At 38.7% G+C, this 15,984-nt stretch carries 8 protein-coding genes; 4 read left to right on the forward strand and 4 right to left on the reverse strand.

Features of this window, described 5'->3' with window-relative positions:
• The first annotated feature begins 431 nt into the window (after window positions 1-431).
• Together AM608_RS00175 and ligA are read left to right on the forward strand one after the other, a co-directional pair.
• On the forward strand, window positions 432-3,107 hold the full coding sequence (locus tag AM608_RS00175; protein WP_053581808.1) for a putative LPS assembly protein LptD: 2,676 nt from the start codon (window positions 432-434) through the stop codon (window positions 3,105-3,107).
• 32 nt (window positions 3,108-3,139) lie between these two features.
• Window positions 3,140-5,128, forward strand: coding sequence for an NAD-dependent DNA ligase LigA (ligA, locus tag AM608_RS00180; RefSeq protein WP_053580353.1), 1,989 nt, complete (start codon window positions 3,140-3,142; stop codon window positions 5,126-5,128).
• Between the two features lie 138 nt (window positions 5,129-5,266).
• Here ligA and AM608_RS00185 read toward each other — a convergent pair whose 3' ends face one another.
• The 4 genes from AM608_RS00185 to AM608_RS00200 all read right to left on the reverse strand — a co-directional run bounded on the left by AM608_RS00185 (window position 5,267) and on the right by AM608_RS00200 (window position 9,295).
• Window positions 5,267-6,460, reverse strand: coding sequence for an OmpA family protein (locus AM608_RS00185; RefSeq protein WP_009419658.1), 1,194 nt, complete (start codon window positions 6,458-6,460; stop codon window positions 5,267-5,269).
• Window positions 6,461-6,574: 114 nt separating this feature from the next.
• Complete coding sequence (gene hpf, locus AM608_RS00190; protein WP_002671089.1) at window positions 6,575-6,865, reverse strand: ribosome hibernation-promoting factor, HPF/YfiA family; 291 nt, start codon at window positions 6,863-6,865, stop codon at window positions 6,575-6,577.
• 32 nt (window positions 6,866-6,897) lie between these two features.
• Window positions 6,898-7,821: a tyrosine-type recombinase/integrase gene (locus tag AM608_RS00195; RefSeq protein ID WP_053580354.1), complete on the reverse strand. Its 924-nt coding sequence runs from the start codon at window positions 7,819-7,821 to the stop codon at window positions 6,898-6,900.
• Window positions 7,822-8,047: 226 nt separating this feature from the next.
• Window positions 8,048-9,295: an ABC transporter permease gene (locus tag AM608_RS00200; protein WP_053580355.1), complete on the reverse strand. Its 1,248-nt coding sequence runs from the start codon at window positions 9,293-9,295 to the stop codon at window positions 8,048-8,050.
• A 730-nt stretch (window positions 9,296-10,025) separates the two neighbouring features.
• Here AM608_RS00200 and AM608_RS00205 point away from each other — a divergent pair.
• Window positions 10,026-12,074: an HD family phosphohydrolase gene (locus tag AM608_RS00205; RefSeq protein WP_053580356.1), complete on the forward strand. Its 2,049-nt coding sequence runs from the start codon at window positions 10,026-10,028 to the stop codon at window positions 12,072-12,074.
• Window positions 12,075-12,078: 4 nt separating this feature from the next.
• A complete protein-coding gene (locus tag AM608_RS00210; protein WP_053580357.1) occupies window positions 12,079-15,969 on the forward strand; it encodes a response regulator in 3,891 nt (1,296 codons plus the stop codon).
• The last annotated feature ends 15 nt before the right edge of the window (window positions 15,970-15,984 follow it).

Consider the following 15,984-nt stretch of genomic DNA (forward strand, 5'->3'; position numbering starts at 1 on the left):
GAAAAATGATAAAACCTCCCCCTTTACACATACCCAGCTGTCGCTGGCTACCTTCAAAGGGAGAATGTAGAGACGGAGAAAGTGGAGGAAAAGTGAAGGTAATGCGGAGGAAATATGGAGGAAATATGGAGGAAAAGTGGAGGAGATTTTAACTTTACTAAAGTTTTAAATTATGGAAAAGTTTGCGATGCAAAAGCGATTTTGAGACTTTTTAAGCATCTCCGGCGTAACGACACAAAGAAAAAAGGGTGAGTGTGACAACGTTATAGTGAAGGGCTATTGTTTGTAAAATCTTGTGTTTTGGGAGTTGATTTTTTCGTAGATAGCAGTTAATTCAAAAAAAAGTTGTATTTTTGACCCCTCAATAAAACTATACAGAAAGAACTTTGTTACATTATAAACGTCAACTCACTTTCATTATCAGCTTATTAGTGGTAAGCTCCTGTCTTTGGTATGCGGAATCATTCGCCTTTAAGTCGGGTGGTTTTCACTATACAACTCCGTGGGCAGTGCGCGATACTATCAAAAAAGATACAGTAGAGCCTAAAAACGACCGCCGTGGGCGACGTATTAAGCCTAAGAAACCTTCGGAAAAAGCTAAAGATTCCCTTAAAAACGATACGATTAAAAAAACTAAGAATGCCTTGGAAGACATTGTGAAATACAAGGCTAAGGACAGTATTGTGTTCAATAAGGTGAAGAACGAAATCATTTTGTACAACGAAACTAATGTGCAATATACTGATATTGACATCACTGCGGGAATAGACGTGATTAACTATGAGAAAGGCGAAGTGTATGCCGGACGCCTAAAAGACAGCGTGGGAGAATATACCCAACACCCTGTATTTAAGCAAGGTAGTGATGTAATAGAGCCTGATTCTATTCGCTTTAACTATCGCAACCAGAAGGCGATTATCCGCAATGCTTATACCAAGCAGGACGAAAACAACATAAAAGGCGAAATCATCAAGAAGGAGAATGACTCTACTTACTTTATGAGAAACGCAATTATCACTACTGCCGAAGACCTCGACGACCCTGATTATTACATCAAAGTGCGCAAAGCGAAGTTCGTGCCTAAGAAGAAGGTTATCGCAGGGTTTAGCAATATGTATATTGTGGATATTCCTACGCCTTTGGCTATTCCGTTCGCTTATTACCCTATGGTATCGGGACGCACTTCGGGGCTTATCTTCCCTACCTTTGGAGAAGTGAATAACCGTGGCTATTTTTTGCAGAACATAGGTTATTACTTTGTAATTAGCGACAATTTTGACCTTTCGCTTACGGGTGACTATTATACCAATGGTAGCTATGGGCTTAGGGCACAATCGGCTTATGTGAAACGCTACAAGTATTCAGGAAACTTCAATCTTTCATTTGAGAATAACATATACAGTATGAGGGGTTTACCTGACTATTCAGGCAGCCGTATGTACAATATCCAGTGGTCGCATTCCAAAGACGGCAAAGCCAACCCTAATTCTAATTTTTCGGCTTCGGTGAACCTATCGAGCAACAGTAGATATTATCAAGAATCCTACAATCAAGCGAATACGTCGAACTTTTTGAACAACACGATGATGTCGTCTATCTCGTATTCCAAGACATTCCCAGCATATCCTTCAATTAACTTATCGCTATCGGCATCGCATTCACAAAATACGAATACGAAAAGTATTGATATGACACTCCCTTCGATGCGTGCGAGTATGGAGCGCATTTATCCTTTTGCCCGTGAAGGACAAACGAAGAAAGGACTTATCAAGAGTTTGAATTTCCAATACAGTATGCAAGCCGATAACCGTTTTTCGACCTATGACAGTCTGTTTTTTAGTAAAAAGATGTTCGATGAGGCGAAAAACGGGGTGCGACACTCTATACCGGTAAGTACAACTGCTAAGCTATTTAAATACGTTACCTTAGGGTTGAACTCATCAGTAAACGAGACGTGGCAATTTAAGACAATTCGCCGTAAGGACTTCAACAGCAATACGGGCAAGGTGGGCATTGACACCCTCAGCGGTTTTGACCGTTTTATGACGTACAACCTCGGGGCAAGTCTCGGTACGACTATCTACGGTACTTTCCGTTTTGGTAAGAACGCTAAAATACAAGCTATTCGGCACGTAATGCGACCCTCGGTGAGTTATGGTTATAATCCTTCTTTTGACCAGTATTACGATTATTACATTTCGGACGCTTATGGCAACCGCTCACAATACACCCGTTTTGAGGGGGGTATCTATGGTACGCCAAGTTTGGGTGAGTCGCAATCGATAGGGTTCTCATTGGCAAACACCTTTGAAGCCAAAGTGAAACAAAAAGATAGTACTGATGCTGAGCCGAAAAAGGTAATGCTCTTGAACAGTCTCAATTTCAGTTCTAACTACAACGTGATTACCAAGCAGTTTAGTCCGCTGAACATTACGGGGGGTACTTCGTTTTTCAACGGGAAGCTTGGGGTGAACTTTGGAGCAACACTCAACCCTTATGCAATAGACAACAACGGACGACAAATGGAGAAATGGAATATAGACAACGGCGGTAGTCTTTTTAGGCTTACTAACGCCAATATTTCTACTAACTATTCATTCTCGAACAAAGATAAAAAAGACAAGAATAAAGACAAACAGACGGGTAACGTAGCGGGAGGACGTACTGATGACCTCTTTGGGTCGTCGAAACCACTAAGCGAAGTGCAGGATATGGATAAGAACCGCAAAGAAGGCGAGGATAAAGAAGAGAAGAAGACCTTTTACAAGGCAGTTATCCCTTGGGACATAACCTTAGCACACTCGCTTACTTATAGCAATCAGGCACGCGAAAATAAGATATCCAACAACTCGCTAATGTTCTCAGGCAACGTATCGCTCACGCCCAAATGGCAAGTAGGAGTTTCGAGCGGTTATGACTTTGTAAACCAAGGATTCACCTATACCCAATTACGTTTTGAGCGCGATTTGAGCAGTTTCCGTATGAGTTTTCAGTTTACTCCGTTCGGTTATCGCAGTTCGTGGTATTTCTTTATCGGCATCAAAGCCTCAATGCTTTCAGACCTAAAATGGGAGAAGAACAAAGAGCCGGATAGGGTCTTAAGGTAAAAGGTAAGAGGTAAAAGGTAACAAAGAAAATTATGAAAGAAAAGATACAACAACTTCGGGAGGAACTCAATGAGCACAATTATAACTACTATGTGCTGGACAATCCTACGATTTCGGATTATGAGTTCGACCAAAAGCTCAAAGAACTACAAGCCTTAGAGCAAGCATACCCAGAGTTTTACGATGAGAATTCGCCTACTGTACGCGTGGGAGGTTCTGTTACTAAAAGTTTTCCAACCGTAGTACACGAATACCGTATGTACTCGTTAGATAACTCTTATTCTAAGGAAGACTTAGAGGAATGGGAACAGCGTATTATCAAGACGTTGGGCAGTGACCAAATTAACTTTACTTGCGAACTGAAATACGACGGTGCTTCTATAGATTTGTTGTACGAAAACGGCAAGCTTAAACAAGCTACTACTCGTGGTGATGGTATTCAAGGTGACGATATTACCGCCAATGTGCGTACGATTCGTTCAGTACCCTTGCAACTAAAAGGCGATTACCCTGAACGTTTTTACATTCGCGGGGAGATAGTAATGCCTAAAAAAGCCTTTGAAAACCTCAATAAGGAACGTATAGCAGCTGGCGAAGACCCTTTTATGAACCCTCGTAACACCGCCAGCGGTAGTCTCAAATTGCAAGATACTGCCGAGGTTGCTAAACGAGGTTTAGATTGCTTGTTGTACTTTTTGGTAGGGAACACAGGTATAAAGAGTCAGTTTGAGAGTTTAGAAAAAGCGCGCGAATGGGGCTTTAAAGTGCCTAATATTTCCAAATTGTGCCATTCTACTGCCGAAGTGATGGACTTTATCAACGAATGGGATACCAAACGCCACACTTTGCCTTATGAAACTGATGGGGTAGTGGTAAAGGTAGATAGTATTGCCCAGCAAGAAGAGTTAGGATATACTTCAAAATCGCCGCGTTGGGCAATGGCTTACAAGTTCAAAGCAGAACAAGTAGACACTGTTTTAGAGAGTATTTCCTACCAAGTGGGACGTACGGGAGCTATTACTCCGGTGGCAAATCTCAAACCCGTGTTATTAGCGGGAACCGTAGTAAAACGTGCTTCATTGCATAATGCTGACCAGGTTGAAAAGCTTGATATTCGCATAGGCGACTCGGTATATGTAGAAAAAGGCGGGGAGATTATCCCTAAAATTGTAGGCGTGAACTTAGATAAGCGCGAAGCAGATGCTCAACCCGTGAAATATATCACCCATTGTCCTGAATGTGGTACCGAGTTGGTGCGTAACGAAGGCGAAGCGCAACACTACTGTCCTAATGCTTATGGCTGTCCGCCCCAGATTACAGGTAAGATTCAGCATTTTATCTCACGCAAAGCAATGGATATAGAAGGCTTAGGTGAAGAGACAGTAGAACAACTCTTCCGTGCTGGTATTATCTATACTTATGCTGACCTCTATGAGGTAACCGTAGAGAAATTGCTCCCCTTAGAGCGTATGGCACAAAAGAGTGCTGAGAATATTGTTAAAGGTATTCAGAAATCAAAAGAAATACCTTTTGAACGCGTGCTTTTTGCTTTGGGGATTAGATATGTAGGTGAGACTGTTGCCAAGAAACTGGCACGCCACTACAAAACGATTGAAGCCCTAGAAAATGCCACTGTCGAACAGTTGGTGGAAGTAGATGAAATAGGGAACCAAATAGCTAGCAGTATAGTAAACTTCTTCGCTGATGACTACAACTGTCAACTCATCGATAGGCTCAAAGGCTATGGCTTGCAGTTTTCGATTAATGAACAAGCCACCGAAGGTCAAACTGATACCCTCAAAGGGCTTACCTTTGTGGTCTCTGGGGTCTTTCACTTGTATTCACGGGAGGAACTCAAAGCCCTTATTGAACAACACGGAGGTAAAGTAGGGTCGTCTATCTCTTCTAAAACTAATTACGTGATAGTAGGCGATAATATGGGACCAAGTAAGAAAGAAAAAGCCGAGCAATTAGGTGTGAAGATGATTAGTGAAGAAGAATTTAATGCAATGATTTTGTAAGTAGAGTTGCATATCCTTTTATGCTATAGCCTTTTCTTTGTTTGTTAAAATAAATAATCCTTCTCATAAAAAGCAATGCCCCCAAAAGTACTAACCTTTGGGGGCATTTGTCATTATTATTCTAAGCGATTATACTTACTATTTCAATTCAAAAGTTGTTTTACGAGCTAACTGACGTGCTCTTGAAGAGTTCTTATCAACACTTGCATCTACGCCTTTTCCTTCGGCAGTAATACGAGAGCCATCAATACCTGCTTTCACAAGCAAATCTTTCACAGCATCAGCACGTTTTTGTGATAAAGTTTGGTTGTACTGAGTACCTCCTAATTCATCAGCGTAACCATTAATATTAATGTGTGCATTAGGATTAGATTTCATATATTTAGCTACAAAATCTACAGCCCAAGAAGATGATATCTGTGGTTTAGATGAATTGAAATCGAAGTAAGCATTGATATAACCTTTTCTAATGAGGTCAGCTGCTACATCATCATCTTTTACTTCTCCGTTTTCACCTACTTTATCTTTTGCTTTGTAATTGTCGTTTAAGTAGCTTTCAATTTCATCAGGAACGTTGTTGCCATTGGCATCGTTCATTTTGTTTTGCTTGTTAGCCACTTCACTCTTCAAGTCAGCAACGTTATTTTCAAGGTTAGCTACGCGTTGAGCTACTTCTTCTAATTCGTCTTTTTTAGAAGCTGCTGCCCAATCGGCGTGTTTACCGTGTTTACCGAGAGCAATATTTAAACCAGCAGTAAGGGTAAAGTGGTTTCCTTGGAAGCCTTGTTGTCCATTAGCTGATTTTGTGTCATAAGTAAGTTGTTGCTTACTATTGATGTACATTGACGCATCAAGCAAAAAAGCTATACGGTTAGAAATTCTCAGCTGAGGAGTAAGACCTACTGTAAGAAATGCTATTTGGTCCGGTTTAGAAATATAATCACTATTAAGCTGTGAATATCCAAAACCTGCGTGCAATAGTAATCCTAAGTCACTTGTCCATTCTTCAAAACTAAGAACACTCGCAAGGTTTGCTACCCCTTGTAGGTTTACATTCCAAAGTCTAGATTCAAAATTAGGCGTATCGTCATCATTCTTAAAAACGTCGTAACCACCGCCTAAGCGAACCCCAAACTTGTTGTTTGCCATATAGCGCACACCTGCATTTGTGCTCCATAAATTAGGCGTATTAGTACTATACCCACTTGTAAAAGGAGTGGTAGGTTTATTAAACCCTCCATTTATATCAATAGACCATTTGTTATAGTCATTCTGTTGTGCTTGGACTCCAAAGAAAACCAATGAAGCCAATAGTAAAATGCTTCTTTTCATTACTTTCTGATTTTATAATTATACAAAAACTGGGGCAAAGGTATAACTTTTTTTTGTATTCAAAAAGTTTTTAACAAACTTTAAAACTTCTGCTCTTCTCTATTGCATAAGTTTTTAGTGCTTATCTTTGTGTTTTAATAACATTCTTTCCAATGGTGTGATAGCACTATCAACCCCTTCTTCAAAAGTCTTAAACTGTTTCTTTACCACAAGACTTTCTCCTGGGATATGTACTTTCACTTCTACTATTTTATTTTCTTTGGTATTGGTATTTTCCAACTTCAAATGCACATCTGCTTCAATAATCCTATCGTAAAAATTATCGAGCTTATCGAGTTTTTTCTGAATAAAGTCTACTAATTTTTGGTCGACTGTAAAATCAACTGGGTGTACGTGTACTTTCATAATGTTTACAAATTTAAGGTTTAACAATTCAATTATTCTTCCTCATTGCTTTTGCCGTTTGCCCGAGGGTGTGCTTTCTTATACTGCTTTTTGAGTTCAGCCAAGCTGGTGTTCGTATACACTTGGGTAGAAGCCAAGCTGGAATGCCCCAGTAGTTCCTTCACAGTATAAAGGTCTGCTCCATTATCTAACAAATGACTCGCAAATGAGTGTCTCAATACGTGAGGACTCACATCTTTCTTTGTTGTTACAACACTAAAATACGAATTAATAATTCTGTATACCAGTGTCGAATATATCTTTTTACCATTCTTTACTAAAAATAGATAATCCTGGCTTTTTTCATTCTTTACCTCCTCTCTTAAAACTAAATATTCTTTAAGAGTGTTTTCAAGCTCAGGAATAATAGGTATATACCGCTCTTTATCACCTTTCCCAAGCACTTTTATTTGTTTTTGCTCAAAATCCACATCGCTTACTTTCAGTCCAGACAACTCTGAGCGACGTATACCCGTAGCATAAAGCGTCTCAATCACTGCCCTATTCCTCACTTCATCAAATGAGTCCTTCGATGAAAAAAAGGACAACACCTTTTCAATCTCAGCTTCCGAAAAAGGCAACTTGTGCTTCTTCTCCGTTTTCAATAAAAATATGCCTTTCTCAAACGGACTTATTTCTATTTGTTTCGTCTTCTTCAAGAAATTGTAATAAGTCTTTAAAGCCGATAACTTCCTATTGATACTCCTAAATGAAATAGTTTCATCCGATAAGTGTATAATCCATTTCTTTATATCTTCTTGGTCAGCTTGTTCTAAACAGCAATCTTCCCCCTTTTCCTCATATAGACTCTTAATAAACTTCTCAAAACTCCTAAGGTCGTGTTTATAAGCCTCAACTGTATGGTCAGAATATTTCATCTCTATCGAAAGATAAATAATAAAGGCGTTGATAGACATAGGTTAAAAATTTAGTTGATTAGTAAACTCAGTTTCTCAAGCAAGGTTCTCACCTTTCTTCGCTACAAAATAAGTAAATATTTTTGACATACTCCATAAAAAAAGTGTTAAATTTTAAGATGAATTGTTAATTATTTTTTTACTTGTAGAAAATGAGAGAGTTATATTTCTCTTTTTCTTCCTATAAAATTTCTTTTCTTACTAAATATATTAAAATCATTTTACATTACTGTCCGGTTCTAATCGCTTCCACAGGATTGAGCCGTGCAGCCGACGATGCAGGTATAATACCCGAAAGTAAACCTACTACAAACGAGATTCCTAAGCCTATCGCTACGTTCTTAAACGATAGCACAAAATTAAACCCATCACTACTGCTCCGAATTATAAAGGTTAGTAACCACACAAAGAACAACCCAAAAAGTCCTCCGATGATAGCCAAAAGCACCGCTTCAAACAAAAACTGAAACAAGATAAACTGGTTTTTAGCTCCTAACGACTTTTGTACTCCTATAAGGCTCGTGCGTTCTTTCACGCTCACAAACATAATATTAGCAATACCAAAGCCCCCTACCAAGATTGAAAAGCCTCCTATAATCCAGCCCACCACATTCATCATACTAATCGTCTCGTCTATCATATCGGTAAACGACGATATTTTATTGACAAAGAAGTTATCTATATCCTCAGGTTTGAGTCCGCGATAAGCACGGAATTTCTGGCGCAATACCGCTTCATACTCCGCCATATCTACTCCTTTTTTAGGCTTTAACACTACTCCACTGGGTAGCCCTTGTGGACCTGTATTCATAAATCCTCTTACGAAATTAGCTGGCACATAAGCATTATCATCGGGACCTCCCCCCAGTTCGCCATATTTTTTCAGTACCCCAATAACTGTGAGTCGGCGACCAAAAATGCGTATCTCTTTATTCATAGGGTCTTCCTCACCAAAAAGCTGTTCAGCCAGATTATGCCCTAATATAACTACCGCAGTACCGGCATTCGCTTCAGCTTCGTTGTAAAACCTACCTTTTTCTATCCTAATATCACTTATTTGTTCAACTCCTGCCGAAGTAGATTGTATAGTAGGCGACGGAATCGTTTTGCCATTGTATTTTATCGTCGAAAATACCCCAAACAATTCATACACCACAGCTTCAGTATTAGGTATTTCACGCTTCATAAATTCATATTCCTGATAGCTAACTTGCGGAAAGTTCAAGCGTTGCCAGCGGGGCACATCGGTAGGAGCAAAAGAGAATTTAGAGACGTTTATCATATTCTTGTCTAACCCCGAAAGGCTCTCTTGAATACTTCTATTCAGTGAATCAACCGCCGCCAATACCGATATAATAGAGAAGATTCCCACCGTTACACCCAATAACGAAAGGAAAGTGCGGAGCTTATTGTCTCGCAACGATTTGATTGCGAAGTTAAAACTCTCCTTTAATAGCTGCAAATAAATAAACATAGGTCAGTTATACTTGTATTTCTTTTTGCAAATGTACATTATTTTTTTTAATTAAATAGGAAATATTTTTTTCTTTCCTCCACTTCTTCGTCACCACATTTCCCCTTTTGAAGACTGCCAGCGAGAAGTTTTCACCACATCACCTTCACTTTTTCCGTCGCTACACTTCCCCTTTCCCGTCATACTTCCCCTAGTGCCTATGGCTTAAGTCCTATCACCTCTTCCTCTTTCTTTCGCCTCGAAACCCCGTTTTTAACATTTTTAGTCCTATTGTATCATATTATTAATCAACTATTTATATACCCTTTCTATACCAATCGTCCAAGATTCGTATAAGCTTCCTATAAGCTCTCTATAAGCTACCCCCACCCTCCTTATAGCTTTTTTTCATCAAAATTCCTCTTAACCTTCTTCCGAATCTCTCCGATATCTTCCGAATTCTCTTGATAGTCCCAACTCATCGTCTTTGCGGTACACACTTTGCCAAAGTTTCAAACTTTGGCAAAGTTGAATAAACTGACAATACCTCCGCTGGTGCTTTTCTTGTAGCTCGCACCTCATTTACCAATTCTCTAATTTACTAATTTTCTTTGCCTGTCGTGCTACGACTGCCTGTGCGGCTTGCACCTTTGGCAAAGTTGAATTATGGTATTATCGACATTTTTGGTATTAAAAAATTATTTCTTATCTTTGCATTGCATTTACATCTACATTTGAGAAAGGAAAAACGATGATAACGCTCAAAAATATCAAAGCATTTATTAAAAAATCACTTGTGTTCAAGGTTTTAGCCTTTGCTATAGCCTTAGTACTCATCTTGCAAGTATTTCCCGAAAAAGCGAAATTTAAATACGAATTTCGCAAAGGAGAGCTTTGGCAACACGAAAACCTATATGCCCCTTTTGATTTTCCCTTAAAGAAAACAGAAGAGCAAATAAAAGCCGAAAAACAACAAATAACCAACCAATCTACGGTGTATTACAAGCAAGATACTACCGCCTTTGTGAGTGCTAAGCAAAAGTTTGAACAGAAAAAGTACGCTTATTTTAAACATCTGCCCGACGATAAACGAGAACTCTTGCTTAAAAAAGCTGAGGCTTTTTTAGCGGAAAGCTATCACAATGGAGTGATGCTTAATCAGCCTGCGTTTAGCCCTTCTGAAATCTTCATTATCAAGCATAACAATCAAATAGTAGAAGTGCCTGCCGAACGTGTGTTATATCTTCAACAGTTGGCAACAGCTATTAAAAACTATTTCGATACCGCCCCTTATAATGAGTATCACAAAAATTACTACGACCTTTTCTTTGAAATCCTTACTCCTAACCTCGTAATCGACCAAAATTTCACTCAAAAAGCGCTTACTCAAAACCTTAAAGAGATAGTCTATACGCGCGGTTGGGTAAATAAAGGGAAACTCATCATTGCCAAAGGTGAATTGGTAGAGGGCGAAAAACTGAATACCCTGTTGTCGCTCAAAGACGAGTACGAAACCCAGACGTGGAGTCAGAACAACTATAATTGGTCGCTTTTAGGTTATTACACGTTAGTAGCTATGGTATTGCTACTGATGGCGTTATACTTAAAAATATACGAAAATAAATTATATAAAAGCAACCTTAAATTGAGTGTTATTTTACTCAATATGCTCAGTATGATTCTTTTCGTAGGGCTCATTTCAAGGTATTTCCCCGATTATATCTATATTGTCCCCGTAGGAATGATGGTGCTCATTCTCAAGTCGTTTTTCGATTTGCGTACCGTCCTCTTTGTGTATATCAGTACCATACTCATCACAGGCTTTATTGTGCCCAATAGCTTCCAGTTTGTATTCATACAGATTGTGGCTGCTATGGCTATCATTCTTACCCCTAAGGGAATGCACTACCGATTGAGCAGTTTTGTATCGGCGGGACTCATCACGGCTGCCTATTTAATTATTTATATCGCTTTCCACACCATTACCGAAGGAACACTCAAAGGGCTCGATATCTCTTTACTTACTCTTTTTATCCTCAATGGTATTGGTATTCTTTTTTCGCAACCCTTTACATATATCTACGAACGTACTTTTGGCTTAGTTTCCGATGTCTCTCTCTTGGAACTCTCCGATACAAATACCAAGCTCTTGCGTCAGCTCTCCGAAAAAGCTCCAGGCACCTTCCAGCACTCTATGCAAGTGGCTAATCTTGCCGAAGCTGCTGCTGCCGAGATTGGAGCTAATACCCTCTTGGTGCGTGTAGGTGCCCTCTATCACGACATCGGTAAGATGGAAAACCCTATTTACTTTACCGAAAACCAAAAAACAAGCCTCAACCCTCACGACCAGCTCACTCCTGAACAAAGCGCTAAGGTGATTATCAAGCACGTAGCCGATGGAGTAGAACTCGCTCATAAAAACAAACTGCCAAAACGCATTATCGATTTCATTAAAACCCATCACGGGCGCAGTCTTACTTATTATTTCTATCGCAAAGCCTTAGACTTAAATCCCGAAGGTACTAAGGAAGAAGACTTCCGTTATCCAGGTCCTATTCCTTTCTCCAAAGAAACCGCTATTCTTATGATGGCTGATTCGGTTGAAGCAGCTACTAAGAGCCTCAAAAATCCTACCTTCGAAGCTCTCAATGAGTTTGTAGACCGTATTATCAAAAAACAGTTAGACGATAATCAGTTTGCCAATTCCGATATATCTTTCAAAGAAATCGAAGCTATCAAACGCATATTTAAAAGCAAACTTACCAATATCTATCACGTGCGCATCGAATACCCTGAATAACCTAATGAAGATAATAAAACTACCATCGGTGCTTGGCACTTGTATCTTACTTTTTTTTACGTGGGTAATCTACGGGCAAAACCCTACGGAATACTATTTTAAACGTATTTCCATTGAACACGGTCTCTCTCAATCGGGCGTTACCGCTATTGTACGTGACCATAAGGGAATTTTGTGGATAGGTACTCGCCAGGGTATCAATAGGGTAGACCGTAATCATATCAAAAGGTATACTGAGTCTTACATCTATCATCTTTATGAAGATACCCAGCATAACCTTTGGGCTGTAACCGATAAAGGCGTATGGCAATACGACCCAAATAAAGATACTTTTACCTCTAAAATCCAGCAACAACTCTTCTCCATTTGTGCTACTGAGCAAGGGGTTTACTTTGGTGGATATAGTGCTATCTACCAGTATAACTACAAAACTAAAAATATAGGGCGTTTGCCTTTGAGGAAAGAACCTAAAACAAAAGATAAAGAATGCCTCATTACCTATCTATGTCCTGTTGATAATACAACCTTTCTTGTAGGTACTGAAAACGATGGTATTTATAAGTATTCTCTTACCTCAGAACTGTTGAGTTTGTTTATTGAAAATACAAGCCCACTGAGTTCTTTGTATTATGATGCACAACGCAAAGAAGTGTATTATTCTATTTTTCAAAAAGGGCTTTTTCGTGCTACCCTTGCAGGTGAATTGCGCTCACATTACGATACTCACAATACTCTTTTGTCCAATGATATTATCTTAGATATCAAGCCTTATAAAGGCAATATATGGTTAGCCACCGATGGGGGAGGAGTATCGGTTTTTAGTCCTGAGAAGAACACTTTTTACAATATTCAGCATAGTGCCGGTAATATACATTCCTTGCCGGTCAATTCCATTACAGTGCTTTATGAAGATCCTAATCATAACCTTTGGGCAGGTACAGTGCGCGATGGCGTTTTTCTCTTTAAAGAAACCTATATTAAGACTTATACCGATAGTGCGTTAGGAAGTAGCAATGGGTTAAGTGAACGCGCTGTGATAAGTTTGTTCGAAGCTCCCAATGGTATCATATGGATAGGCACCGATGGAGGAGGTATCAATGCTTTTAACCCCAAAACAGAACAATTTGTACATCATACCAATACGTATAACGATAAGGTTTCTTCTATTACTTACTTTTCACCTAATGAGTTATTGGTCTCTCTCTATGGCAAAGGTCTTTTCATATATAATATTCTGAGTCGTTCCTACACTCCTTTCTTGCTCATCGATGAAGCTACTGACCAGCAAGAGTGTCACGCAGGCTTTACTCCCTTTGTATATCACATTGATAAAGATAAAATACTCATTACAGCTAAAAACACCTATCTGTATAATCTTCAAAACAAAGAGTTTAATAAAATTTCTTTTGCCGAAGGGCTTACTCCTAAAAATGCCTTACAGCTCAAAGCACAACAAGGTGATACTTTATTTCTCTCCAAAGGAAATGTACTCTACCAAATGAAGTTATCGGAAGCTAAGATAACACGTTATCTAACCCTTAATGAGGGGTATACTATTAGCGCAGTATGCAATGATAAAGCTCATCACACCCTTTGGATTGCTACTTCCAATGGGTTGTTTAGTTATGCGATACCACAAAAGAAGCTAAGTGCCGTAGGAACCGATAATATGTTCCACCAAATTAGCTATATGCAACTCGATACTGAACAGCGTTTGTGGATTAATGCTTCCAATGTGCTGTTTTCTTATCATATTCCCGATAAGAAGATAATGATTTGGGACGATTCCGATGGCTTTCTCCACAACGATGTGCTTACAGGTTATGTACAGTTGTTGCCTTCCTCTTACATCTATATGGGAGGAGTTGGTGGTTTTGTGAAGATAAATAAGAATATTTACACCGAAGAGAGTAGTACTCCTTTACTCTTTTTGCAAAATATAGAATTGAACGGCAAAATATATACCGCTGAAAACTTTCCTAAAGAGGTACCCCCTTATTTCAATACCTTAAAACTAAATGTAGGATTGAATGAAAAAGATATGTTTAGGCGCATACTCTTCCGTTTTAAGATTAAAAATAACGCCCAAACTTCGGTGATTGAAACCTATGACAATAGTTTAGATATCTCTTTGCTTTCAGTAGGAAAATACCAAGTAGAAGTCGCTTGTATGACTAAAAATGGCTATTGGACGAAAGATACCTCATTGCTCAACTTCGAAGTGCTTCCTGTGTGGTATCAACGCACTTCTTTTTTGGTAGGAGTTTCTTTGCTTTTGTTGGCTATTATTGCAGGTGTAATGTGGGGTTATTTGCGTCGTAAAAAGCAACAACTCAAATGGCAAATAGCTTTGCATCAGCAGGAACTCAATGAAGATAAAATACAATTCCTCACCAATGTAAGTCACGAATTGCGCACGCCTCTTACCCTCATTTATGCACCGTTAAAGCGTCTGCTTAATCATACCGAGAGTGGTAAACTCACGCGTTCACAGAAAACCCAGTTAGAGAGTGCTTTCCGTCAAGCTACTACTATGAAGAATATTATCAATTGGGTATTAGACTACAACCGTAATACTTCGTTAGAAAATACACTCACCAAAGCCTATACTGATTTGAATCACCTTATCACCGATAGTGCTAAAGATTTTGAACAAGAATTTGAAACAAAGCACATAAGTTTAGAACTACACCTCGATAAAAATCTACCCCCTGTAGAGTTGGATAGTGCTAAGATAAGGGTAGTCCTTTCTAATCTACTAATGAATGCAGTAAAGTTTAGTAATGAGTATTCTACTATACACATTCGCAGTAGTTATAACGAACAAAAAGTGCGTTTTCAAGTAGAAAATACCGGTATAGGATTGCATAATATTGATATGGATAAGCTCTTTACTCGTTTTGAACAAGGAAAACACAACCAGCGAGGTAGTGGTATAGGGTTGGCTTATTGTAAAGAATTAGTCGAGAAACATCTCGGTACTATTGGGGCTTATCAAGATGAAGAAGAGCAAACAGTTTTTTATGTAGAATTACCTTATTCTCATAGCACTGAGGGCGTCCTTCACAAGTTTGAAGGTGAAGAAGAACAAACTGAAGCCCCAGAGAAGATAGCAGTAACTATGGATACCTCTATGTATTCTGTACTCTTAGTAGATGATAATCCTGATTTTTTAAATTATCTTTATGATGAACTTCGTCCGTTGTTTAAAAGCGTTTTAAAAGCAGTAAATGGTGAGGAGGCTTTGTTGTTATTAAAAACGCACCAGCCCGATATTATCATTAGCGATGTGATGATGCCTGTAATGAATGGTTATCAGTTGTGTAAAGAGGTGAAAGAGCATTTGCAAATCAGTCATATTCCCGTAATATTACTCACGGCTAAAAGTGATACCGAAAGTCAAAAGATAGGCTATAAATTAGGTGCCGATGCTTATCTCTCTAAACCTTTTGATATAGATCTTTTGCTTTCAGTAATAGGTAATTTGCTCAAACAAAAAGAGCTCATCAAGCAACGTTATGAAAAAGAACTATTGATTCCTTCACCTGCACTTACTACTATCAGCAATGCTGACGAAGTGTTTATGATAAAACTTAATGAAATCATCAAAAAACACTATAGTAATATCGACTTAGATGTAACAATGATTTCTGAAGCAATGGCAATGAGTCGTGCTTCGGTGTATAATAAAATGAAACAAATTACAGGCATTGGTATCAGTGAATATATCAATAAGTATCGCATAGAAGTAGCTTGCCAGCTCTTAAAACAAACGGAAAAATCAGTTACTGATATAGCTTTTGAAGTAGGATTTAATTCTTCTAAGTATTTTAGTACAGTCTTTAAACAAGCTACTAAAATAACGCCACGTGATTATAGAGAAGGTATGAAGTGATAAAGAAAAACAAAA

Origin of the sequence: Capnocytophaga sp. oral taxon 323, assembly GCF_001278825.1 — a bacterium.
Taxonomy (GTDB): Bacteria; Bacteroidota; Bacteroidia; order Flavobacteriales; family Flavobacteriaceae; genus Capnocytophaga; species Capnocytophaga ochracea.

Coding starts and splice junctions, on each gene's coding strand:
- AM608_RS00210 (WP_053580357.1), top strand. CDS start 12,079: ATGAAGATAATAAAACTACCATCGGTGCTTGGCACTTGTATCTTACTT.
- hpf (WP_002671089.1), bottom strand. CDS start 6,865: ATGAAAGTACACGTACACCCAGTTGATTTTACAGTCGACCAAAAATTA.
- AM608_RS00200 (WP_053580355.1), bottom strand. CDS start 9,295: ATGTTTATTTATTTGCAGCTATTAAAGGAGAGTTTTAACTTCGCAATC.
- AM608_RS00205 (WP_053580356.1), top strand. CDS start 10,026: ATGATAACGCTCAAAAATATCAAAGCATTTATTAAAAAATCACTTGTG.
- AM608_RS00195 (WP_053580354.1), bottom strand. CDS start 7,821: ATGTCTATCAACGCCTTTATTATTTATCTTTCGATAGAGATGAAATAT.
- AM608_RS00185 (WP_009419658.1), bottom strand. CDS start 6,460: ATGAAAAGAAGCATTTTACTATTGGCTTCATTGGTTTTCTTTGGAGTC.
- ligA (WP_053580353.1), top strand. CDS start 3,140: ATGAAAGAAAAGATACAACAACTTCGGGAGGAACTCAATGAGCACAAT.